Origin of the sequence: Oxynema mangrovii CENA135, assembly GCF_016632315.1 — a bacterium.
GTDB lineage: Bacteria > Cyanobacteriota > Cyanobacteriia > Cyanobacteriales > Laspinemataceae > Oxynema > Oxynema aestuarii.
Map to the genome: position 1 here is coordinate 1279382 of NZ_JAEOXH010000001.1, position 22654 is coordinate 1302035.

At 52.5% G+C, this 22654-nt stretch carries 20 protein-coding genes; 11 read left to right on the forward strand and 9 right to left on the reverse strand.

Features of this window, described 5'->3' with window-relative positions:
• The first annotated feature begins 64 nt into the window (after nucleotides 1-64).
• The 3 genes from rbfA to JJD41_RS04980 all read left to right on the forward strand — a co-directional run bounded on the left by rbfA (nucleotide 65) and on the right by JJD41_RS04980 (nucleotide 2994).
• Nucleotides 65-493 carry a 30S ribosome-binding factor RbfA gene (gene rbfA, locus JJD41_RS04970; RefSeq protein ID WP_200664977.1) on the forward strand — a complete coding sequence of 143 codons (429 nt, stop codon included), beginning with the start codon at nucleotides 65-67 and terminating at the stop codon, nucleotides 491-493.
• Between the two features lie 3 nt (nucleotides 494-496).
• Nucleotides 497-2176 carry a glycoside hydrolase family 3 protein gene (locus JJD41_RS04975; protein ID WP_370583733.1) on the forward strand — a complete coding sequence of 560 codons (1680 nt, stop codon included), beginning with the start codon at nucleotides 497-499 and terminating at the stop codon, nucleotides 2174-2176.
• 593 nt (nucleotides 2177-2769) lie between these two features.
• Entirely contained in the window at nucleotides 2770-2994 is a 225-nt protein-coding gene (locus JJD41_RS04980) for a DUF4327 family protein (protein WP_168571831.1), read from the forward strand.
• A gap of 304 nt (nucleotides 2995-3298) precedes the next feature.
• Here the strand turns inward: JJD41_RS04980 and JJD41_RS04985 are convergent, their stop codons facing one another.
• The 5 genes from JJD41_RS04985 to JJD41_RS05005 all read right to left on the reverse strand — a co-directional run bounded on the left by JJD41_RS04985 (nucleotide 3299) and on the right by JJD41_RS05005 (nucleotide 7855).
• A complete protein-coding gene (locus JJD41_RS04985; RefSeq protein WP_370583734.1) occupies nucleotides 3299-3751 on the reverse strand; it encodes a hypothetical protein in 453 nt (150 codons plus the stop codon).
• A gap of 119 nt (nucleotides 3752-3870) precedes the next feature.
• Nucleotides 3871-4983: a glutamate 5-kinase gene (gene proB, locus JJD41_RS04990; protein ID WP_200664978.1), complete on the reverse strand. Its 1113-nt coding sequence runs from the start codon at nucleotides 4981-4983 to the stop codon at nucleotides 3871-3873.
• Nucleotides 4984-5088: 105 nt separating this feature from the next.
• Entirely contained in the window at nucleotides 5089-5610 is a 522-nt protein-coding gene (locus tag JJD41_RS04995; RefSeq protein ID WP_200664979.1) for a YqeG family HAD IIIA-type phosphatase, read from the reverse strand.
• 352 nt (nucleotides 5611-5962) lie between these two features.
• On the reverse strand, nucleotides 5963-7045 hold the full coding sequence (gene mltG / locus JJD41_RS05000) for an endolytic transglycosylase MltG (RefSeq protein WP_200664980.1): 1083 nt from the start codon (nucleotides 7043-7045) through the stop codon (nucleotides 5963-5965).
• Between the two features lie 216 nt (nucleotides 7046-7261).
• Nucleotides 7262-7855, reverse strand: a complete 594-nt coding sequence (locus tag JJD41_RS05005) for a DUF3727 domain-containing protein (protein ID WP_200664981.1) — start codon at nucleotides 7853-7855, stop codon at nucleotides 7262-7264.
• A 644-nt stretch (nucleotides 7856-8499) separates the two neighbouring features.
• On the opposite strand from JJD41_RS05005, the gene JJD41_RS05010 reads away from it, so the two are divergent.
• On the forward strand, nucleotides 8500-9588 hold the full coding sequence (locus JJD41_RS05010) for a helix-turn-helix domain-containing protein (RefSeq protein ID WP_200664982.1): 1089 nt from the start codon (nucleotides 8500-8502) through the stop codon (nucleotides 9586-9588).
• Here JJD41_RS05010 and JJD41_RS05015 read toward each other — a convergent pair.
• Both JJD41_RS05015 and cax read right to left on the reverse strand, forming a co-directional pair.
• Nucleotides 9585-10526 (reverse strand): phosphate ABC transporter substrate-binding protein, encoded by a 942-nt coding sequence (locus JJD41_RS05015; protein WP_200664983.1) that lies wholly within the window; start codon nucleotides 10524-10526, stop codon nucleotides 9585-9587. The genes JJD41_RS05010 and JJD41_RS05015 overlap by 4 nt on opposite strands.
• A gap of 248 nt (nucleotides 10527-10774) precedes the next feature.
• A complete protein-coding gene (gene cax, locus JJD41_RS05020; RefSeq protein WP_200664984.1) occupies nucleotides 10775-11869 on the reverse strand; it encodes a calcium/proton exchanger in 1095 nt (364 codons plus the stop codon).
• 373 nt (nucleotides 11870-12242) lie between these two features.
• Here cax and JJD41_RS25210 point away from each other — a divergent pair, with 373 nt between their 5' ends.
• The 7 genes from JJD41_RS25210 to JJD41_RS05050 all read left to right on the forward strand — a co-directional run bounded on the left by JJD41_RS25210 (nucleotide 12243) and on the right by JJD41_RS05050 (nucleotide 20020).
• Entirely contained in the window at nucleotides 12243-12374 is a 132-nt protein-coding gene (locus JJD41_RS25210) for a hypothetical protein (RefSeq protein WP_255547210.1), read from the forward strand.
• Between the two features lie 51 nt (nucleotides 12375-12425).
• Nucleotides 12426-15092: a DUF3536 domain-containing protein gene (locus JJD41_RS05025; protein WP_200664985.1), complete on the forward strand. Its 2667-nt coding sequence runs from the start codon at nucleotides 12426-12428 to the stop codon at nucleotides 15090-15092.
• A gap of 178 nt (nucleotides 15093-15270) precedes the next feature.
• Entirely contained in the window at nucleotides 15271-15570 is a 300-nt protein-coding gene (locus JJD41_RS05030; protein ID WP_200664986.1) for a LapA family protein, read from the forward strand.
• A gap of 197 nt (nucleotides 15571-15767) precedes the next feature.
• On the forward strand, nucleotides 15768-15917 hold the full coding sequence (locus JJD41_RS05035; RefSeq protein WP_200664987.1) for a hypothetical protein: 150 nt from the start codon (nucleotides 15768-15770) through the stop codon (nucleotides 15915-15917).
• A 78-nt stretch (nucleotides 15918-15995) separates the two neighbouring features.
• Nucleotides 15996-16829, forward strand: coding sequence for a segregation/condensation protein A (locus JJD41_RS05040; RefSeq protein WP_200664988.1), 834 nt, complete (start codon nucleotides 15996-15998; stop codon nucleotides 16827-16829).
• 156 nt (nucleotides 16830-16985) lie between these two features.
• Nucleotides 16986-18158: a sugar phosphate nucleotidyltransferase gene (locus JJD41_RS05045; protein ID WP_200664989.1), complete on the forward strand. Its 1173-nt coding sequence runs from the start codon at nucleotides 16986-16988 to the stop codon at nucleotides 18156-18158.
• A gap of 284 nt (nucleotides 18159-18442) precedes the next feature.
• The gene (locus JJD41_RS05050; RefSeq protein ID WP_200664990.1) at nucleotides 18443-20020 is read left to right on the forward strand and encodes a rhomboid family intramembrane serine protease; all 1578 of its coding nucleotides are present in this window, start codon (nucleotides 18443-18445) and stop codon (nucleotides 20018-20020) included.
• A 197-nt stretch (nucleotides 20021-20217) separates the two neighbouring features.
• On the opposite strand, the gene JJD41_RS05055 is transcribed toward JJD41_RS05050, so the two are convergent.
• Both JJD41_RS05055 and JJD41_RS05060 read right to left on the reverse strand, forming a co-directional pair.
• Nucleotides 20218-21855, reverse strand: a complete 1638-nt coding sequence (locus tag JJD41_RS05055; protein ID WP_200664991.1) for a CHAT domain-containing protein — start codon at nucleotides 21853-21855, stop codon at nucleotides 20218-20220.
• Nucleotides 21856-21998: 143 nt separating this feature from the next.
• On the reverse strand, nucleotides 21999-22619 hold the full coding sequence (locus JJD41_RS05060; protein WP_234488515.1) for a hypothetical protein: 621 nt from the start codon (nucleotides 22617-22619) through the stop codon (nucleotides 21999-22001).
• Nucleotides 22620-22654: the final 35 nt, after the last annotated feature.

The window sequence follows — 22654 nt, forward strand, 5'->3', positions numbered from 1 at the left end:
GTAGACGAACTCAGGAATCCTACCTTAAGCTACGAAGTAGAACGCGAGTAAGGGAGCGAATCTCATGGCTACGGAACGTCGGGTTTCCCGTGTAGCTTCCCTGATTAAACGCGAAGTCAGCCAAATGTTACTCAACGACATCAAGGATGACCGCGTGGGCGCAGGAATGGTCAGCGTAACGGATGTAGATGTCTCGGGCGACTTACAACACGCCAAAATTTTTGTCAGCATTTACGGAACCGACGAAGCGCGCGCCGCGACAATGGCAGGTTTAAAATCGGCGACGGGCTTCGTGCGGACGGAATTGGGCCATCGGGTGCGCTTGCGCCGAACCCCAGAGGTCGTTTTCCTCGAAGATCGTTCGATCGAGCGCGGAACGCGGATTCTCTCGTTGCTCAATCAGTTAAGCGAGGAACGTGACGCCAACCATCCGGAGGACGACGGCGACGATTCGGATCGATCGCCTAACGACATTTCACCAGCAGAGGCATAGTTTGTGACAGGCGCTCAGTTTTCTCCCGCACTGCCAGATCTCGATACGCTATCTTTAGAACAACAAGTCGCTCAGATGTTTGTCGTAAGAGCATCTGGGCGTTTCTTTGACCGCCAGATCGAGTTCCCCGACTGGGAACCCCCGGCGGCGACCCTCGAACATTGGTTGCACGATCTCGGCGTCGGCGGGGTGATTCTCGTCGGCGGGAGTGCGGTGGATTTGCTGGTGCGATCGCGCTGGTTGCAAGCACGCGCTCAATATCCCCTGTTCGTCGCTGCGGATATTGAAGAAGGCGTCGGTCAGCGCTTTGCAGGGGCTACCTGGTTTCCGCCGCCGATGGCGATCGCCGCGATCGCCGATCGCGACCCGGACAAAGCCCGCCACTATGCCGAAGCATACGGCGCCACCACCGCCCGCGAAGCCCTGGCGATCGGCATTAACTGGATCCTCGGCCCGGTGGTCGATGTCAACAACAACCCCCAAAATCCGGTGATTAACGTGCGCGCCTTCGGCGAAACCCCGGAACGGGTCGCCGACTTAGCTACCGCGTTTTTACGGGGGGTGCAGCGCTTCCCGGCGCTCAGTTGTGCCAAGCATTTTCCCGGTCACGGCGATACGAGTGTGGATTCTCACGTCGATTTGCCCGTGTTGACCCATTCCGCCGAACGACTGGCGCAAGTGGAACAACCGCCGTTCGCGCGGGCGATCGCGGCGGGAGTGGACGCGGTGATGAGCGCTCACCTGCTTATTCCCAGTTGGGACGGCGATCGCCCCGCGACTTTATCTTCTAAAATTCTCACCGATCGCCTGCGCGGCGACCTCGGCTTTGACGGCTTGATCCTCACCGATGCTTTGGTTATGGGGGCGATCGCCAATCGCTACGGCGCCAACGAAGCCCCCCTACTCGCCCTCGAAGCCGGGGCAGATATTTTATTAATGCCCGTCGATCCGGCGGGGGCGATCCGCACGATTTGCGACGCGGTTGACCGGGGGCGCGTTTCCCCGGAGCGCATTCGCCAATCCGTCGAGCGCATTTGGCGCGCCAAACACAAGATTTTTGCCGAACCTGCCAATTTACCCCCCGCCAGCGAAACTACCGGAGAAGCCCTCGCTCGCTTGCAATCCCTGGCTGCTCCCGACGCCGGGGCGATCGCCACCGAGATCCTGCAAGAGTCCCAACAGGTCGGGGGTTCATTGCCGCTTTCCCTCCTGCCGTCAAACGCGGGCGCCACGCGCAATGTATTGCTGGTGGATAATTTGGTGACTTGCGGTTTTCTCGGTCGTCAAGCCCCGGCGATCGCCATCCCCCAAGCCCGAGGGTACGCCCTCCAGCTTGTAGACCTGCACACCGATTCCGACCCCCAAGGCGATCCGCCTCCGGGGTCGCCTTGCGAACCCTCGACCCAGGGCGCCACGTTGCTGCAAGTGTTCATCCGAGGCAATCCTTTCGGCGGTCCGGCGCGCGCCACCGAGTTAGCGGATCGCTGGTTAAAGTATTTATTGACAAGCGGACAACTGCAAGGGGTGGCGATTTATGGCAGTCCTTACGTGTTACAGCAGTTTTTACCCCAATTGCCCGCCGATTTGCCCTACGTGTTCTCTTACGGCCAAATGCACGAGGCACAAGCGATCGCCCTCGGTACTCTGTACGGGGTAGGGGATCCAGTTGTCAGCAAATCTTGACATTATTCAAAAAAAATGGGTCAGAGAACGTCATTGGTAGCGAGAGTAACACTCTCGCTACTTTTACTCAGACGATCGCCCCGGGTCTAGGGATCCCTCAGCTCCGACTGGCTGCCCGGTGGTAAGGGCTGTAGTGTCGATTAAATAAGCAATTGAGGCGATCGCTTCCGGAAAATTTTGCGGGCGATCGCCGGAGTTCGTGCGGGCGATCGTCCCCTCTGCGCCCTCGAATGAAGCTACACTTCGACAATAATTGAATTTAATAATGCAAGACGTAGGATTTATAAAATTTAATTAAAAGTAAATCTTTAATAATCGCCAAAACTCTTTACTCTAGAGACTTACGGGGAAAATAAATCTTGCAAGCAATCGCAAAAAGCTGGGCAAGATTCTTAATAATTCATTAATATGAATTGAGGATGCTTAGCGTGACAATAGAATTGATTCAGTATATGTTGTAACAATTCAATAAGCATCGTCTAAGATCGGCTCAGAAGCATTATTGAGAATATCTGCGTGCCTGCATGAGTGGCATCAGACTGAGCGATCGCCAAATTTAACGAACAGAACCAGATCGAGAGGCTTTTATTATGATGGCTACGTCTACCGTTCAATATTCCATCGAAGTGATTAGAGAAGAAGCCCGCAACCTCGTCAGTAAGGGCATCGTCGGCAGACAGCAACCGATTTACACCCTCTGTCAGTACATCCCCGCCCGCGAGTGGTCGATGGTAGAGTGCGAGTTAGAATCGAATAATTACTTATTGCGCGATCGCATCGGCGATTTGATGGGACGGGAAGACTGGGAGAACGATTAGGACTTGTTTAGGACTTATTGCAACTTTGGGTCTGAAAACCCGTTCTTCTAGGACAGCTTTAACAAGATTTCGGCTAAAATAGAATCAGTCGCCATAGGGCATTAGGAGACTTTAAACGGGCGTGGAGAGACAGTAAGACTACTGAGTAGCAAGTCTCGACGAAGCGTCAAGGAATCGTCGCTCCTTGAGGGCGGTGAGGTATGTCAATACTTTTAAATTAAAAAGCCCATCTCCCTAGAACTAGGGGGATGGGCTTTTGCATGGACGGAGACGAATCACTAAAGGGCGATCGGAGGCGATTGGCTCAAGTGTCCGCGTCGTTAGCACTCAAGCGCTCTAGTTCGGCCCGTAACGCCGCCACTTGAGCCGTGAGATCTTCGATTTCCTGTTGGATTTCCGGTTCTTTCCTCGTCGAAGAACTCGGCGAATCTGGGGGATTCTGTGAGGTTTCCGACGTAGATTCCGAGGGAGTCGCCCCCGGTTGGTTAAAAATCGTATCGACGAAATTGCGGGCTTCGCGCTCGGTCATTTCCCCTTTTTTCGCCAATTTTTGCGTTAGCTCGTTAAACTCTAACTGCAAGTCTGCTAGATTTTCTTCGCGTTTTTGCGCGTCTTGCAAACTTTCGAGTAAAGAGGTCGTGGCGCCAACGCCGACCCGAAAGCCAGTTTGTAAAAATTCCATCAAGTTATTGGGATTCATCGTTTTTTTGCGATCGTAATTCAAGAACGGTCGTTTGGACGGTAGAGGGTTCGCCAACCAGCTCGCTGGGGAACCCCTCGGCTAACCCAGCACGAGGCAAATCGGGGGCTTTATTCTATGCTACGAGCTAACGGCCCGTCGATCGGTAGCGATCGCTAACTCTGCGCCGCGATCGCTCATTGAATCAGAACCAAGTTGTCGCGGTGAACCACGGTATCCGCCCCAAGATATCCCAAAATCGCCGGAATTTCATCCGATCGCCGACCGCGAATCCGTTCGAGTTCGCGACTGCTGTAGTTGACCAGACCCCGGGCAATTTCTACCCCCGAGCGATCGCACAGTTGCACCGCTTCCGACGTTTCAAACTGCCCTTCGATCGCCGTTACCCCGGCGGCGAGTAAAGACTTTCCGCCTTCGCAAATCGCCTTGAGGGCGCCGCGATCGAGATAGAGTTTCCCCGTTGGAACCAGTCCGTAGGCGATCCAGCGCTTGCGGGCGTTCGGCGTGCGCGGTTGCGCCGCAAATTGGGTGCCGATCGCCTCCCCTTGTAAGATTTTGACAATATTTGCCGGATATTTCCCCGCCGCGATCGCCGTGCGTACCCCCGCACTCGTCGCGATCCGCGCCGCCTCGATCTTGGTCGCCATCCCTCCGGTGCCCCAATTCGTCCCACTTCCCCCTGTTTCCACCTGCAAGGCGGCGAGTTCTCCCAGATGTTGGACCAGGGGAATCGGTCGCGCGTCGGGATTGCTGCGCGGGTCTGCCGAATAAAGGCGGTCTACATCGGTCAGCAGAAACAACCAGTCCGCTTCTACCAAACTGGCGACCATCGCCGAGAGGGTATCGTTATCGCCGAATTTTAATTCTTCGACGGCGACCGTATCGTTCTCGTTGACCACGGGAATAACTTTGAGGTCGAGTAATTCCTGGAAAGTCCGATAAGCATTGACATACCGACTGCGCTGCACCAAATCCGTGCGCGTGAGCAGGACTTGGGCGATCGGTTGTTGCATCGTCGTAAATAAATCGTCGTAAACCCGCATCAACCGTCCTTGACCGACCGCCGCCACCGCCTGCTTGCGAGCAATATCGCGCGGTCGTTCGCTCAATCCCAGACGCGCGCAACCGACGCCGACGGCTCCCGAGGAGACTAAAATCACTCGATTTCCCTGTTGGCGCAGCTCGCTGAGGGTTTCGACCAAGGCTGCGATCGTAGAAATGGCCAAGTTCCCAGTATTCGGTTGAGTCAAGCTAGAGGTGCCGATCTTGACGACAATCGTAGACGACATAGGGGAGATTTTAGATTTTAGATTTTAGATTTTAGATTTTAGATTTTAGATTTAGGGAGTTGGGAGTTACGAAGCTTCTCCCTTCTCCTCTTTACCTTTCACCTCTCACCGATCCAAATGCAAAGACGCCCCCAAAATTTGGGAAAGCCACACTTCAAACGATCGCAGACGATAGGGGTGAAAGACATCCCCCGGATCGACCATCGGATCGACCAATATCGTAAACATCCCCAAACGGTTACCCGCCAAAACGTCCGTAAACAGGCGATCGCCGACCATCGCCACCTGTTGTACGGGTAAATTCATCGCCGTGACGGCTTGTCTGAGTTTGCGGCGCGACGGTTTAGCCGCTCCCGTGATATAAGGCAATTCTAAGGATTTAGCAATACTGCCAATCCGGTTTTCACTAATATTGTTGCTGACCAACCACAGGGGAACCAGAGGTTTGAATTGTGCAACCCACTCCTGTAGGGGTTCGGAAACCTCTCTTTCGGTAAAAGGCACTAAGGTTTCATCGACATCGAGAACCAAGCCCTTAAGCTGATAGGTGTCGAGGACTTCCGGTTGCAAATTAATAATGGAACCCCCTAACAATAGGTCGGGTTGTAAAAGTTTTCCCCAAGACATAGAATTTTACGATCGCTCTACAGCACCGACAAGCCGCCGCCAAAGCCCGTTATCAGTTTTCAACTTCCGGTAGGGCTTCGCTCTTTTAGATTCCCAGAGAAGGCGAACCCTTTACCGAGAAGTATGCCGACAAATCCTAGCACGGCCAGCTCCTCTTTTTCTAGAGCCTTTTCTAGAGCATTCGACAGTTTCCGCGATCGATCGCCCCAAAAGACGGTCCGGGGAAACCGTCAGCGAGATCGCGTCGGACGGGGTACCCACGCTTCGCCCTCGACACGATCGCTTTGGCTCGAACCGCGATTCAAAATCGATGCACCCGCAGTTGAAGCCGACAAAAGCGGCGATCGTCACTCTATTGAGAATCGCGCTCGTTCCAGATTTCAGCTTGCGCCGCTTCGTGTTCTGCCAGAGTGCGGCTGAAAACGTGGGTACCGTCGTAACGGGCGACAAAATACAAGTAATCCGTCGCTTCCGGGGATAAAGTCGCTTCCAGACTGGGCAATCCCGGGGAGCCGATCGGGGTGGGAGGCAGTCCGGCGTTGATATAAGTATTATACGGGGATGGAGTGGCAACTTCTTCGTAAGTCAAGGGGCGATCGGCAGTCTGGGTAATGCCCAAACCATATTCCACCGTCGGATCGGCGCCGAGGGGCATTCCTTCTATCAAGCGGTTGTGAAAGACCCCGGAAATGAGCGATCGCTCTTCACTAATCACCGCTTCTCGTTCGACAATACTCGCCAAGGTTACCCAGTCGAGCAGGGAAAGATCTTTTTCCCCGGCGCTTTGCTCGTATACGGGTAAGGCGACCACCTCAAACTGACCGATCATCTGGCTGACGACCGATTCCGCATCGAGGCGATCGCTCCTCAACAAATACGTATCCGGGTAGAGAAACCCTTCTACATGGGGTAAATCTTTGGGTAACCAAGGAAACAGGTCGTAAGGGACATTTTTCGTCGCTTCGACAAAGGTTTCGGCTTTGAAAAAACCCTGGTCCTCGAAATATTCGGCCATGTCCTCGATCGTCCAGCCTTCCGGAATTGTATAACTGAGTTTGAGAACATCCCCCGACCAAATTTTCGCGGCAATTTCTGTCATTGGTTCGGTGGGGTTAATTTCATAACTCCCCACTTGAAATCCACCGCCACGCTTTGTCAAACTCAACCAGCGAGCCCAAACATTCCATGCTTGAGTGGAACGGATCAAGCCTTCGGCCTCCAGGGTAGCGCCAATCTCTTGCCCGGTCGAGCCTGTTTTGACTTCGATCGTTTTAGCGGGGGGGCTTTCGGCTTCCGATTCGATAGTTTTGGGATCGATCGCCGGAGCACTGACCCAACTCCACCACACCCAACCTTGCCACGCAAAAAAAACGGAAACGACAGGAAGCAGTCCCCAATAAAAGGACCATCTTGACTTGCGTCGAACGGCTTTCATCCTGAATCTTTCCTAACTATGGATCTTCTTAATTAAAGATATTTTAGATTCTAATAACCCTTTTGCGGGGTCGTCCCGTCCCCCAAACCGATCGCAGATACGGCGGAGCCGTCGCTTCGCGAACGGAGTTTGAGCGGCGATCGCCGCTTTTTCTCAAGGCATTGCAGCGATGAAACTGAGGAGGAGGCGATCGCCGCGATCGTCTAAAAAAACCACTTATTCCGATTCGTCAAACAGACGATCTTCTAGCATTCCTTCCAAAGAAGGCAGTAGGGGTTCGAGTTCGTCTAATTCCTCTTGAGAAAGCAATTCTGGCTCGCCAGCATCGTTGACCCGCGCCAGAATAAATACGGGATCGAGAGGGGTATAAATGGCGTATTCTTCCTCTTCATCGTAGAAACTGGCTAGCCATTGCAATTCTTCGTAATCCTCCCGCGCATCTGCCGGAGGTTCTGCTTCTTCGTCATTCCAATCTTCTTCGGAAAAATCGGGCAGTTCCCCCGCGACCGTCAGCACGATCGCCGTTCGTTTTAAGGTCAAATTCTGTTCGGCGAGAACCGCTTTGGCCGTTTCAAAAATTTTATCGACGCGATCGTCATCCACCGGAATCGGTTCTTCGTCTTCGTCTTCAGCTTGCCAGGTAAAAATTTCCACGGGAGACTCGACGGGCATCAGTAAAACGTAATCTTGATCGTTGAGTTCAAAAGAATGCTCGACATAGCAAGAAAGGGAACGACCGAACTCGTCGTGGAGGATGACGGAATCATCGCGGGCTTGTCCGTTTTCTTGAGGGGATTCTGATGGGAACATGATAGATAGTTGGGAGAGTTGAATCGATACCTTGGGTATTGGAGAACGGCGACCCCCCCGGCTTGACCCCCAATCGTCGCCAAACGCCCGTGACGTAGATAGCGGGTTGGCTGGGGCTAGCCGAGCTTCATGGCAACACCAGAATATCACGGCTCAACAAATAATAATGGTTCGATTGTGGTTCGAGGATGAGATCGCTCCGGCGCCTCATGGTTGAGGGGGCGATCGCCGCGATCGCCGTGGGGAACTCTTGTGATAGCCATCGCCGCGATCGCCGTGGGGAACTCTTGTGATAGCCAACCCCCCAGAGAGCTGCTCTCGGCGGGGGAGTCCGTCGCGATCGTCACGCATCCCCGCACCAAAATCCCTGGATTATAGAAATTTTCAGGTTGAAAACCTTCAGCCAAACAACACTGTTTTCAACGTTATTTTCGTTCGATTCGATCCGGATCGGTTTATTCAAATCGCGTAATTCTAGATTACATTCCCTATAGTAATTGCTCTCGTATCGGTGTAGCGCGATCGCGCGATCGCTTGCCCTACAATTCTCCTCTTCTGAAGGTTTCGATCGCTGTGGCAAGAGAGCTTTAAAATCCGCCTCGATACAGTTGGCTTCAACGTTACCTCAACGAATGACCTTTAACATGGTACTTGAATCTCCGCCGCTTTCCTCATTCGACCCCGCTCAACAACAGTTGATGTTTGTGCTAGACCACATTGAACGCGAACTCTTTAATTCTGATGCGTATCGAACGGCACTGGCCAGCTTACAAAAAGGACTTGGAGATGCAGCAGAAAGTTCCCAAAAGTTGCTCAAATCGGTCGGAAGAGAAGCGATTCGATTAGCCCTTCAACAATTGCTGATGTATTTTAAAGAGACACGATCTGCAGCATCTGTTAATGCACCTGTCAACCCATTTGATAACGAATCCAATGGCTCAAATCAGTCAAAGATAAGGAGTTCGCCGTTTGAGCGAGAGGACGAGAAAACTGCCGCTCGCGAAATGTACCATCCGATCGATGCGAGCGAATCTTGCAATCCCTGGGACTCGAATTCAAACCGAAGGGAACCGAAAGGATCGTCGTCCCTAGGTGAAAAGTTCGGTCGGGGCTTCAACTCCGGACCGACCGGGCAATCGCCGAAAAAACGTAACCGAAAACTTACGGCTTCCGAACTCCACGAAGAAGCTCAAAAGCACTGGAAAAATTCGGTTGAACAAATTGGTACCCAACTAAAACAAGCTCGAGAACAACGATTTCTCTCGATCGAAGAATTACATCAAAAAACCCTCGTTCCCTGTCGTCATATTCGAGCGATCGAACAGGGTAATGTTGAAACTTTACCCGAAGAAGTATTTATCCGCAACTTCATTCATAAAATTGCCGACGAATTGGGTTTAGATGGAAAGAGTTTGGTGATTTCTTTGGCTCCCGCCCCTCAACCGCTCCAAAAAGTCTCCTCTGGAGGGGGCGGACTGTCTGGAGTCGGATTCGAGATCCGTCCGCTTCATTTATACTTAGGATATACCGCCTTGATGGCCAGTGCGATCGGCGGACTGGCGTGGATGCAAGAACAAGCCCAATCCGAACCTCCTGTGGAAACCGATCCGGTGTTGACTTCGCCCTCCTCCGACCCGGAAAGGACTCGGGAGTCAAGCCATACCCCCGGATTGAAGGGCGGCGATCGCCACGTTTCCATAGGTGGCGATATTGCCCCTCCCGAAGTCTTTTAGTCACTCGCCAACATGGCCTGCTGTCCTTCCGGGGAAGTGGCATAGCCTAAAAAGGCTTTAGCCACATCGTCGGGCGGGTTTTTATAAACGTAATAGAGAATTCTTTGAAACGGATAGTTTTCCGCTTGTGGTGTCAAGCCATTAATCGGGACGCTGCGAACCGTTTGCTGGTTGGCCACTTGAGCGTAAGTCGCATAACCGACCCCATTGCGTTCTAATTCTCGCAATAAAGGGGTGGTCGCGTCTCGTTCCATCGTGGTAATGTTCGGGGCGCTGCCGAAGTTGCCGCCGTTGAGAACAATTTCTTTAAAGGCTTGGTGAGTGCCACTTACAGGCGGACGGTTGATGACGCGGATCGTACCCGGCGGACCGCCAACGGCGGACCAATCGGTAATTTCTCCTTGAAATATCCCTCTAACTTGGTCGGGAGTCAAGCTAGCGGTGAAGGGATTGTTGAGACCGACGACGATCGCGATCCGATCCGAGGCGATCGCCACCGCCGCCAAACCCCGGCCTGCTTCCTCTGCCGTCAGAGGGCGCGAAATCGCTGCAATATCGCTGTTTCCGGCGATTAATGCTTGCAAACCGCGATCGGAGCCGTTGGCCGTCGTCGATACCTGAGTACCGGGGAATTTCGCCTCAAACCCCCGTTTGAGATTTTGGTTAATGGTGACCATACTGGTCGAACCGTCAATATCCACCACAGTTCCCGCCGGAACGGAGGAGGGGGCGCTAAAACCAGTGGGGGCGGTGCCACTGCCGGGAATGGGGGCAGATGGCGGTGTGGCGGGCGGTGGGGCATTCGGGGCTTGAGCCTCGGAAGAAACGTTTCCGGATATGCTGCTTTGCTGTCGGGTAAAGAACCAGTAGCCTCCGGCAGCGAGAATCAGGAAAATAACGATAAAAATAATGGCTGGCGGTCCACTTTTTTGAGCCACGATCGGATACCAAAAAAGATTACTAAAGAAGGTTGGTGCAAATGGGCGATCGCCCACACTCGAATCGAGTAAATTTTATCGCCAGTGTAGCGTGAACTCGTCGAGTTGCGGGCGATCGCCCCTCAAAAATGACCTAAAATAACGATCTCAAAAAGGGATCGCAAAAAAAAGAGGCGGGCGCCATGGCCACCTCATCGACAGTTTCAACGTTCTTTTCAGCGTTGGCAATCCCATCGGGCGATCGGGTTTCAGCCGATCCCCTCAATCACGGGATGGAAATAAAACGCCAATCCTAAAACCAAATAAGTCGCCAGCAATAACGTCCCTTCCAGCCAATCCGAACGCCCGTCCGAACTGACGGAATTCGCAATTAAGACCGCCACCGCCACCGCCACCAACTCAAACGGATTGAAATTTAAATCCATCGGTTGACCCATCAGCCAACCCGCCAGAACCAGTACCGGGGCGACAAACAGGGCAATTTGCAAACTCGATCCCATCGCTACGGAAAGGGAAAGATCCATTTTATTTTTCATCGCCACCGTAACCGCCGTGGCGTGTTCCGCCGCGTTACCGACGATCGGAACGACGATGACCCCGGTAAACAAGGCAGTCAGACCTAACATCGAGGTGGCTTCTTCGAGAGAACTGACCAATAATTCCGATTCGACGGCGACGAACAGGGTGCAGGCGAGGAGGACCCCACTCCACAGCAACACGTTGGGTTGGTGTCCCGCTTCGCCTTCTTCGGACTCGTTTTCCGCTTCGCCGACCTCGCACAAATAGGCGTGGGTTTTCATCGAAAATAACAAGGTGAGTCCGTAAACGAGGATCAACACGATCGCCACTCCGGCAGAGAGTTGCTGCATCGTGCTTTCTTCGATCCCTTGGGAGGTAAAGTCCACCGCCGTCGGCAGCAAAATGGCAATCACGGCCAAATTCATCGCCGATGCATTCATGCGGGCGACGACGGATTGAAATTCTTGCTCTTTGAAGCGCACGCCGCCCAAAAGCATCGATAACCCCATGACTAAGAGGAGGTTCCCGATAATCGATCCGGTGATGCTGGCTTTGACGACGTTGACCAATCCGGCGTTGAGGGCGACCAGGGCAATAATTAATTCTGTAGCGTTGCCAAAGGTGGCATTGAGCAAGCCGCCGAGGTTGGGTCCGACGACGACGGCAATTTCTTCGGTGGCGGTTCCCATCCACGCCGCCAGGGGAACGATCCCCAAGCAGGCGGTGAGGAAAATCGGCAAGGCTCCCCATTCGAGGAAGTGTCCCGCGATCGAAAGGGGAACAAAGACCAGTAAGCCAATGAAAATCAGATTTTTGACTGACATTAGGGTGGGTAAAGTCTCGTGAATCTGCTAAACGTCTCCAGACTAGCGGATCTTCTCGGAAAACAGGAGCCTATCCGGGAGGGGAGCGCTACGAGGCGATCGCCGCTCCGGGGGGAGTTCGCTTGAAAAAGCAGATGAGAAATCTGTATTTAAAGTTACAAAATAACGGAATTATTTGGAAATTTATATTAAATTTTTATATCAAACTATTAACTTAATAAAGAGATCGTCCATACTTTTTCATTGAATCTGTTATGTTGCTGTTAGTAGAAATATTAGGAAAAGTTCGGTAAAAGCCTAATTTCGATGATGATGCCAGAGAGAATGGACCCCGAACGGAAGGGCGGAATCGACCGACGATCCATTACAGTTTTTGACAATCGACTTTGACAGCCAGATGGCGATCGCCGCCGGAGAACCCTCGCGATCGCTTCACTTACCCAACGTCGTGCTGTCCTACGTCCGTCTTCCAGGCGAGATCGGGCTGACCATGTTCGTACCTTGAGTCCTTTTGATTATTCCGATATCTGTTCCTATCGTTTGAGTAACGATCGCCATGACTTCGATTTCTGAAACGACCTCTACTTTAAACATTCCCATGTCCGAACCCACCACAACGGTCGTGCCAGAAGCGCCGACGGAGGAATTGACCCCCGAAAGAGCGAAAACGGCCTATGGCATTTACGTCACCATCCACGGTCATTTTTACCAACCCCCTCGGGAAAACCCCTATCTCGACGCGATCGAACGCCAGCCGAGTGCGGCCCCCTTTCACGATTGGAACGAGCGCATCCATCACGAATGTTACCGACCCAACGCCTTCGCGCGGATTTTGAACGATCGCGGCGAAGTGGTCGGGATCGTCAATAACTACGAATATCTCAGCTTCAACATCGGGCCGACCCTGATGACTTGGCTCGAACGTTACGACGGCGAAGTTTACCAGGCGATCTTAGACGCCGACCGCAAAAGCGCCGAACGCCTCGACGGACACGGGAACGCGATCGCCCAAGTCTACAATCACATCATCCTACCCCTCGCCAACGAGCGCGACAAATACACCCAAATCCGATGGGGCAAACAAGACTTTCGATCCCGCTTCGGGCGCGATCCCGAGGGGATGTGGCTGGCAGAAACTGCGGTGGATTATGCCACCCTCGAAGCCCTCGTCGCCGAAGGAATTCAATTCATCGTCCTGGCGCCGTCGCAAGCCCAACGCTGCCGACCGATCGCCGCCGAAGGCGAACCGGAAACCGACTGGCACGAAGTCGGCGGCGGCCAAATCGATCCCACCCGTCCCTATCGCTGCTACTTACCGGGGGATCCCGAAGCGGGCGATTCTGCTTTGCAGACGCTGCGCGAACGCCCCTATATCGACATCTTCTTTTACGACGGCCCGATCTCTCGGGATATGGGCTTTAACGACGTACTCAGTAGCTCCCATCACCTCTGCGGTCGCCTCGGTTTGGCCGTTCACGGCGATCGCCGTCCCTCCCAACTGATCTCCGTCGCCACCGACGGCGAAACCTTCGGCCATCATAAATCCGGGACGGAAAAATGCTTGGCTTACGCCTTCACCTGCGAATTTCCCGAACGAGGCTGGACCGTCACCAACTTCGCCCACTACCTCAGCCTCAATCCGCCCACCTGGGAAGTCGAACTCAAACCCGTCACCGCCTGGAGTTGCTCCCACGGGGTGGATCGCTGGCAGGACGACTGCGGTTGTGGGGGCGGCGGCGGATGGCACCAAAAGTGGCGCCGTCCCCTCCGCGACGCCCTCGACTGGCTGCGCGACGAACTCAGCGAGATCTACGAACGCGAAGGTTGCCGCCTGTTGCGCGATCCCTGGCTGGCCCGAGACGAGTATATCGAAGTGATTCGCGATCGCGAGAGCGAAAATGTCGAAAATTTCCTCGCCCGCCATCAAACCCACTACCTCAACCCGGCCCAGCAGATCGACGCCCTGCGCCTGCTGGAAATGGAACGCCACACCCTGCTGATGTACACCAGTTGCGGCTGGTTTTTTGAAGAAATTTCTCGCCCGGAAGGGGTGCAAATCCTCCGTTACGCGGCGCGGGCGATCGAACTGGCGGCAGAAGTGGCGGGGGTCCAACTCGAACGCGAGTTCGTGCGTCGCCTCGAACAAGCGCCGAGTAATGTAGACACCTTTAAAGACGGGGCAGGGGTTTACGAACAACTCGTGGTGACCGCACAAATTAGCTTAGAGCAAGTGGCGGCCCACTATGCCATCAGCAGCCTGTTCGCCAGTTACAAGAGTCAAGAACAGGTTTACTGCTACAGCATCCACCGCCGGGATTACGAGTTGCAACGCCTGGGATCGCTGAGTTTGGCGGTCGGTCAGATTCAGTTAGTGTCGCAAATTACTCAAGAAAATCTCGATCTCGTCTTTGCTGTTTTACATTTAGGCAGTTGGGATTTTCACTGCTGCATTCAACCGTTTGTCGGACGGCGCAGTTACGTGCAGATGAAAGAACGCTTGTTCGGAACTCTGCAAGAAGCGAGCGCCGCTCATGCGATCTTGGTGATGAATGAGTATTTCGATGGGAAATCGTTCAGTTTGCGCGATTTGTTTGCGGAAGAACGACACCGAATCGTCAAACTGCTCACTCAGGAAAATCTGTTGCGCCTCGATCAGCTTTACAACCAGGTGTATCGCGACAATTACGGCGTGATGATGGCGTTCCACCGCGACGACCTCACGGTCCCGAGGGAATTGCAAGTGGCGGCGGAAATTGCTTTGAGCAATCGCTGTTTGAGCGTGGTGCGCGATTTGGAACAGGCGATGGGCGATCGCCTCACCTCGGACGGTCAAATCGCCAGCCTTTTAAACGAGTTACACGCGATCGCCACCGAAGCCAAACACATGCGCTGCCATCTGGAAGTACCGGAGGCTAAAATTGGCCTGGAACGGGCGATCGAGCGGTGTTTGTGCTATTTAATCCACGACGCCCAACCGGAAAAGATCGAGGCCGAACTGCTCAATTTACAACGGGCGATCTCGATCGGAGGGCAACTCAATATCGGCTTATCCTTAGCCCGCGCCCAAGAGTTATTTTTTAGCTGGATGCACGAGGAAGGACTCGCCCCCTATTTCGATCGCCTCGATCCGACCACCGCCGCCGCACAATCGCGCGATTTATTGCGATCGTTGCTCGATCTCGGTCAAATGTTAGGGGTTGAAAGGGTGCGGGAGTTGAATTAGGGAGTAGGGAGTAGGAAGTAGGCAAGAACTAAGAGGGAAGAAGTAAGAGGGAGGAAGCTGACTTGTCGCAATTCCCCACTTCTTCCCTCAATCTGTCTAAACTCTAAAAATCTAAACTTTAAAATCTCAAATCTAAAATTAAAATGGTCTCAATCGACCCTCAACTGAGCTTTCTCCGATGAAAGCCTTGAATTTCAGCTTGATTTTCCTATTGTGTTTGGCCTTAGTTTTGTTTTCTTTAGAAAATAGTCAGCCGACGGCGATCGCGATCGTGCGAGGAGTGGAGGTGGAAGCGCCCCTAGCCGTCGAACTGATTTTCGCAATGGGAATCGGTGCGGTCTTAGTCTGGCTATTTGCCCTGTTATCCAAACTACAAAGATATGTGACATACTCCCGGCGCTGTACCCGTAGGGTCAGCGCGGGCTTCCCAGTCTCACGATTGGGTATTCGGGCCCCACGCCACTTATCTAGGTCATAGACGCTTTATCCGAGTCATACGCCCAGACAGATCGACTTGACAGGCTGTTTCCGTTCGCCAGAGTCCCTGGCTACATAGGTTTCTATGTATCCTGCTGGCCGACTATTGTCAAGGAGTATGAGATTTTTCTGGGAAACCCTCAAAGGGCGCTGGCTACAAAATCACGCGAGCGGTTCAGCCTGTTGTACGGTATTTGGATGAGTTCGATCGATGTACTTTATGGTCAGTTGACATCGGAGAATAGCCCGCAATTGCTCCCCGCCGAAGCAGCATCATCGGACAACGCCAAAAAAGACAACGCCAAAAAAGACGCGATCGCAGTGGAAAACATCGATCGTCCCGCTTGAAGGAAGAGGAGCGATCGCCACTGCTCCCGCCAGAAAAATCTAGAATGAAACAATGAGTTCTAGTTCAACCCGGAGATCATGAGCAGTTCCCTAGCCCAAGACGCGATCGCCCTGTTAATCGACCTCGCCAAACGAGGAGAAATCGACCCGTGGGACGTCCAGGTAATCGAAGTGATCGACCGCTACCTCAGCGAACTAGTCCCGGCGGACGACAGCGATCGCGCCGAACGAGAAGTGACCTTATCCCAATCGGGACAAGCCTTTCTCTACGCCTCAATGTTAGTTTTGCTCAAAGCCGATAATTTAGCCCGTTCGGAATCTCTCCTCGACGAAGAAGGCGTCGGCGAAGAAGAAGTCGAAGAACTCGAAGAACTTTTAGATCCCGAAAGTACCCGACTCCCTCACAAACTCGAACGGCAGCTCAAACGACGCGCCGTCGCCCCCACCCCCCAAAAACGGCGGGTCACTTTACCCGAATTAATCGAACAATTACAATTAATGTCCCAGGCGATGGACGATCGCCCCCGTCGCCGCACCAAGCGCCACGCCAATTCTAAATCGACGGCGAAAGCAGTCCGCGCCATTAGCGAACTCGCCCATCAAGAAAACTTAACCGATATTGCTGCCGCCCTCGAACAATTTTTAGAAAGTCACTGGACCCAACTGAGTACCGAATGCGACTGGTTAGAACTCGACGAACTGCTCGAACGCTGGCAACTGTGGCGCGTGAAAACGGCGGACACGCCTAAAATTCAATCGGAACCGACCGACAACAAACACGATCGCGTCGGGATCTTCTGGGCTTTATTGCTGCTTTCGGCTCAATCTAAGGTGGAATTGGAGCAAGAAGAGTTTTACCAGGATTTAAAAGTTAAAAGTCTCGATCGCGCGATCGCACTCGAAGCGATCTAAGCTCGCCCCCAACCTCACTCAAATGACTCGTTACCGTCTTTAAGTCCAAGCACAACCCCCCATTCCCTGCCCAAATCCCCTGATTTGCGGCCAAAGGGAAGTTCAACTTAAATTAGATAAAGTTAATCGCCCTACGGTTAAGAGAACTAAAGATCTATGAAAGCCATGATTCTGGCAGCCGGGAAAGGCACTCGTGTCCGTCCCATTACGTTCACCATCCCCAAACCCATGATTCCCATCCTGCAAAAACCAGTGATGGAATTTCTCGTCGAACTCCTGCGCCAGCATGGGTTTGAACAAATCATGGTCAACGTCAGCCACTTGGCTAAGGAAATTGAAGACTATTTCCGCGACGGTCAGCGTTTCGGGGTCGAGATCGCTTATTCTTTCGAGGGACGCATTGTTGACGGTCAGCTTGTCGGCGAAGCCCTCGGATCGGCAGGCGGGATGAGACGCATTCAAGATTTTTATCCCTATTTTGACGATACCTTCGTGGTATTGTGCGGCGATGCCTTGATCGATCTCAACTTAACGGAGGCGGTCAAATGGCACAAGGAAAAGGGGGCGATCGCCACGATCGTCATGAAATCCGTTCCCCGGGAGGAAGTGTCGAGTTACGGGGTCGTCGTCACCGACGACGAAGGCGCAATTAAGACGTTCCAAGAAAAACCCGCCGTTGACGAAGCCCTCAGTACCGACATCAACACCGGGATTTATATTTTTGAGCCGGAAGTGCTCGATTACGTCCCTTCCGGGCAGCAATTCGATATCGGTGGCGATTTATTTCCCAAACTCGTAGAAATGGGCGCCCCTTTTTACGGGATTTCGATGGACTTCCAGTGGGTCGATATCGGGAAAGTTCCCGACTACTGGCGGGCCATTCGCGGCGTTCTCCTCGGAGAGATTAAAAATGTGGCCATTCCCGGAAAAGAAGTTGCGCCGGGAGTTTATACCGGGTTGAATGTAGCGGTTAATTGGGACAAGGTGGAAATTAGCGGCCCGGTGTACATCGGCGGGATGACCCGTATTGAAGATGGCGCTAAAATTGTCGGACCGACGGCGATCGGACCGAATTGCTGGATTTCGAGTGGGGCGATGGTCGAAAACAGCGTCATTTTTGAATATTCCCGTCTCGGTCCGGGGGTGCGCCTGGTGGATAAATTAGTGTTCGGTCGCTACTGCGTGGATAAAACGGGAGCGGCGATCGACGTTCAAGCGGCGGCCCTCGATTGGTTGATTACCGATACCCGTCAAACTCCCCCGTCGCAACCACCGATCGAACGTCAGGCGATCGCCGATCTGCTCGGAAGTGAGGGCAACGGTTCTTAAAAGCGGTTACCGCAAGTTCTCAGAGTCCCCGTCCGTTTCTCTTTCTTCTATTTTATATTTCGTGCCTTCATGCCGGGGCATACTTTACTCCGATCGCCAAGGTACAGCCTCCGGGATCGATGCGGTACGGACGGGGGAAGCACGGGTTATAGCATGTTTCAACAATTGCGATCGCGAGGGAGGGTAGGGAAACAGCACTACAGTGTCCCTACCCTCCGTGCATTTCCATCTAGGTTTTAAGATCCTCTGAACTCTCAAATTCCTTAAGCCCAATTCCCGAACCCATGACGATTAATCCTTGGATGGTCTTGCTTGTCTGCAATTGGTGCGTAGCGATCGCCTTCGCCATCTTACTCTTAAACTTTTATAAACAAATTCAAAGTTGGTTAATTGTTATCTTTAGCATCTTAACATTAACCTTTATTTTGTTTTTTATTTCGCCAAATTTGGCGATTATTGTTAGCACAATTTTATGGTTTTTATTTTTATTTCTTCCAGTTTTTGGGCTTTACTGGATTCAGTTTCTCATGTTTCGCGGATCTTACGATCGCGCCCGCCAGTTAGCGGCGATCGTGCGCTGGTTGCATCCGGCAGATGGATTAGTGGAACTTCCCCATTTATTAAAAGCATTAACCTTAGCACGAGGGGGAAAGCTTGAGGAAGCAGGCAAGATTTTTAAATCCTATAAAACACCAGAAACCGCCATTGGTAGAACTGTAACGGCGCTATTTTATGTCACCTCAGATTCGTGGGAAGATCTGTTAACTTGGATTAGAGAAAATATTCCCGATCGCCAACTGTTCGGAGTCAATAATTTAGTGATTTATTACTTGCGTGCTTTAGGCGAAACGGGAAATATTCACGAGCTATTGCAAGCTGTAGAAAGATTAACACCGGAATTTGAAAAACGTCAAAGTTTAATCCCTTTAGCATTAGCAAGGATGTATGCTTTGGCATTTTGCGGCAAGTCGGACAGTCTCGGGATTTTATTCGATCGCCCCTTACGAAGATATCCCAAAAATATCCGCCAATTTTGGATGGGAACGGCTAAGTTAATCGAAGGAAAAGAAAGAGAAGCACGCCAAATTTTTGATGCTATTCCTCACCAAAACAATACAAATTTGCAACAGGCGATCGCCCGCCGTTTATCCCAAAGTTCTCAACCCATTTCCGTACAATTAAGCGATGGCGATCGCGAGATCCGCGATGGAATTATTACCGCCGTCGAACAAGAAAAACGGTATGGAAGCGCTCTAACCGTTGCCAACAATGATGCTTATTGTAGCTATATTTTAATAGGTTTAAATTTAGCAATTTTTTCCCTACAAGTTCTGCTGGGAGGCAGCCAAAATATTCTGGTTTTAATCCAGCTTGGTGCTTTAATTCCCGAGGCAGTCTGGGAGGGTGAGTGGTGGCGTTTGATTGCGGCAAATTTCCTGCATTTTGGCCTCGTTCATCTGATGATGAATGCGATCGGACTTTTCATTATTGGTGGGTTTGTCGAAAAAACTCTGGGAACGATACGCTATTTTGGGGTTTATTTGAGCAGTGGTATCGCTTCGATGACGGTGATTACTGTTTTATCCAGATTGATAGAATTTTCTGCTAAAATCACCGTAGGTGCTTCGGGGTCGGTGATGGGCTTGGTCGGGGCGACGGGAGCTATTTTACTCTGGGGTTGGCATCGAGAAAAAGCACGCATTGCTCGTCAACGGTTCCAGCTTGTTTTATTAATGGTTGGCTTGCAAATGGCGTTCGATTTATCTGTGCCTAATATTAGTTTTATCGGTCACCTTTCGGGGGTTATTTTCGGGTTTTTAATAACTTTAGCGTTAATGAAATGGGTTAAGTTACCCGATTGATTTTTTAACAGTGATGTTGAGTGGAAATGGTAAGGAAAAATAGGGGCGATCGCGGGTGGATTGACCTTACTCAAGGGGTTTTGATGAGTTCGGCGATCTGAAAAATGGTATAAGCTGTTCGCCGTCGAGATGGGGAAGAAATTTTAGCTTGCTGGGAGAGCGAGCATCTTTCTCGCTGTTGAACAACCATATAAAAACTATTTTTCTAGATTGAATGCTTCGACGACAAACTCCAAGATTTCGCCTTGAGAACTGCCAAATTTGAGCCGATCGCCCGACTCTAAACGGAGTTCTTGATGGTGGATTTTCTGCCAACCTCGGGCATTATGAACTAAGGTGCCGTAACGGGAAAAATCGCGCAAAAAATAACAGGGACGTCCGTCAGTGGCGGAACTGTTGCGGTAGAAAATTTCGGCATGACGTTGGGAAACCCAGCGTTCTGGAATCACTAAATCATTTTCCGATCGCCGTCCGACGCTGAGCATTCCATTGCGAATCGGCCAGACTTTGCCCGTTTTATCCGGCGATCGCAGTAACGCGGTTGCTAAAGGCAATCCCATCGCCGAAGGGGTATTTTCCGGCAATTCGGTAATCAAAGAATCGATCCCGGCCATCAGTTCGCCGTCGAATTCGGGATGCAAGTAAAGAACGGGTAAGGTCCAGGCAGGTTGATTGAATTTATAAAGCGTGAGAAGCTGTTGGCGCGCGATCGCCACGGCCCGATCGATCGGGTTGCGTTCCGCTAAAGCTTGAGCGAAGGCGCGAATAAAACTGAGGGCTTCGGCGTCGGCGATCGAATCGCGCATCGCCAAAACTGCCGGGACGCCGTGATGGATCAGCACTTCGGCTAAACTGCTGCGCGGGGTCGCTTGTTGGTTGTGGCGATCGGGCCAGGCCCCCCAGCAGGCGTTGAACACGGCGAGAGTGACCCCACTGCGAACCAGGATTTGAGCTAATTCGGTTCCGGTCAGTACCGTATCGGCGTTGAGGCGCAGTTGTCCCCCCGTCGGACCGGGAACGCCGTGTCCGGCATAGAAAAAGATATTGTATTCCCCGGTTTCGAGCTGTTCGACGATGTCGCTAACACTCGGTTGAATGAGGGGAGTGACGTGACAGGGAACGGGAAGCAAGGGATCGCGATCGCCCGATCGCGCGCTGCGACTTTGCAACACTTCACTCAAGGTCGCCGCTTCCGTTTCCAAATCGAGGGTGGAATTGCTGCCGCTACCTTGCTGCGATTGCGTTTGAGCCCCCAAAACAAGCAGGATTTTTAAAGTTTGACGGTTGGGATGTTTGGCGAGGGGATCGACATCGCTGGTGGTACGGCTAAAGCGCAATTGGCGATCGAGGGAAATAGCAGGTTTCCCCGCACGCGGTTGCATGATTTCCCACGGGAGGGCCATCAGGTCCGGATCGCGGATGTCGAGTTGAATTCGCAAGGGACGGTCTTGACCGAGAGCGATCCCGAGACTTTGGGCGAAACTGCGATCGATGGCGCCGGAAAATAACCACTGCCACAGATTGAGTCCCAAATGCTGCATTAAGCGGGCGCTGTAGCTGGCGGGGGAACTGTCGGAACCGGGGAGGAGGCGATCGAGGGAATCCAAATGCGGGTTAATTTTGACGCCGCCGGGTAAGGGTGCGGGTTGCACGGAAAACATTTGCTGCCAACCGTACCAGGTCTGGCTCAACGTCTCGGGCCACGAACTATCGTGGTGGACGTAACCACTCGGAGAGGGAGCCTTGAACACCCAGATCGCAAACCGATCGGAGGTTCCGGGCGTTTTTAACGGTGCGATCGCAATCGACAAACAGGGGATCTCAGACCAAGACATTCAGACGTCAAGCGGATAGCCATAATGGGGATTGTTTACCAGTCTATCCGGTCTTGGGGGGAGAATACAGGCGTTGCGATCGCACTAGACGACACCCTGGCGGGAACTCTTCCCCACGAAAAGCCTCTCTAAGAGCAGGTGAGCTATAAGGATTCTTGACGTAACTGCTCGATCGCATAAACGGCGATCGCCATACTGGCTCGGGCTTTTTCGATCTCCGACAACTCGGACCACTCCCGAGAATCAATCCCCTCGTTCGGTTCGGCTTGCGAACGCATGGCAAAGGCAAACGGTCTGGCTAAAACTTGCAAATCTTCCAAGGCCCATTGCGGCATCACCCTGGCCACGCAAGCGATCGAGCAATCGACTAACGAGCGATCGTTGAGATCTTGTCCGCCTGCAACCGAGGCGATCGCATCGAGCCAAACTGTCGGCACGGACTGCCCGAATTTTTGGCGCAACAGTGCTTGTAGTTTTTCTAACTTTTCGTTAACGGCTGGGGTCGGCGACCAAATTCGCTCTAATTTTGCCATCCACCCTCGAGCGCCATCGCTGGCGACTTCCGCCGCTAACGGCTCTAAATCGCAGCGATCTTCGAGTTGCTGCCAATACGATTCCGAGTCCGGATCTGCCGGATTCCACGGATAGGCTCCCTCCGCTTCGGAGAGGGACTCTAACAAGTCTAAATAAGTTCGAGAATGGGCCGAAAACTCCAGGGGCTGACGGGTCATAATTAAACGTTCCTCCTGAGTCAGGGATTGCATTAGGGTTCGGTTAGGGCTAGCTACAGCAACAAGGC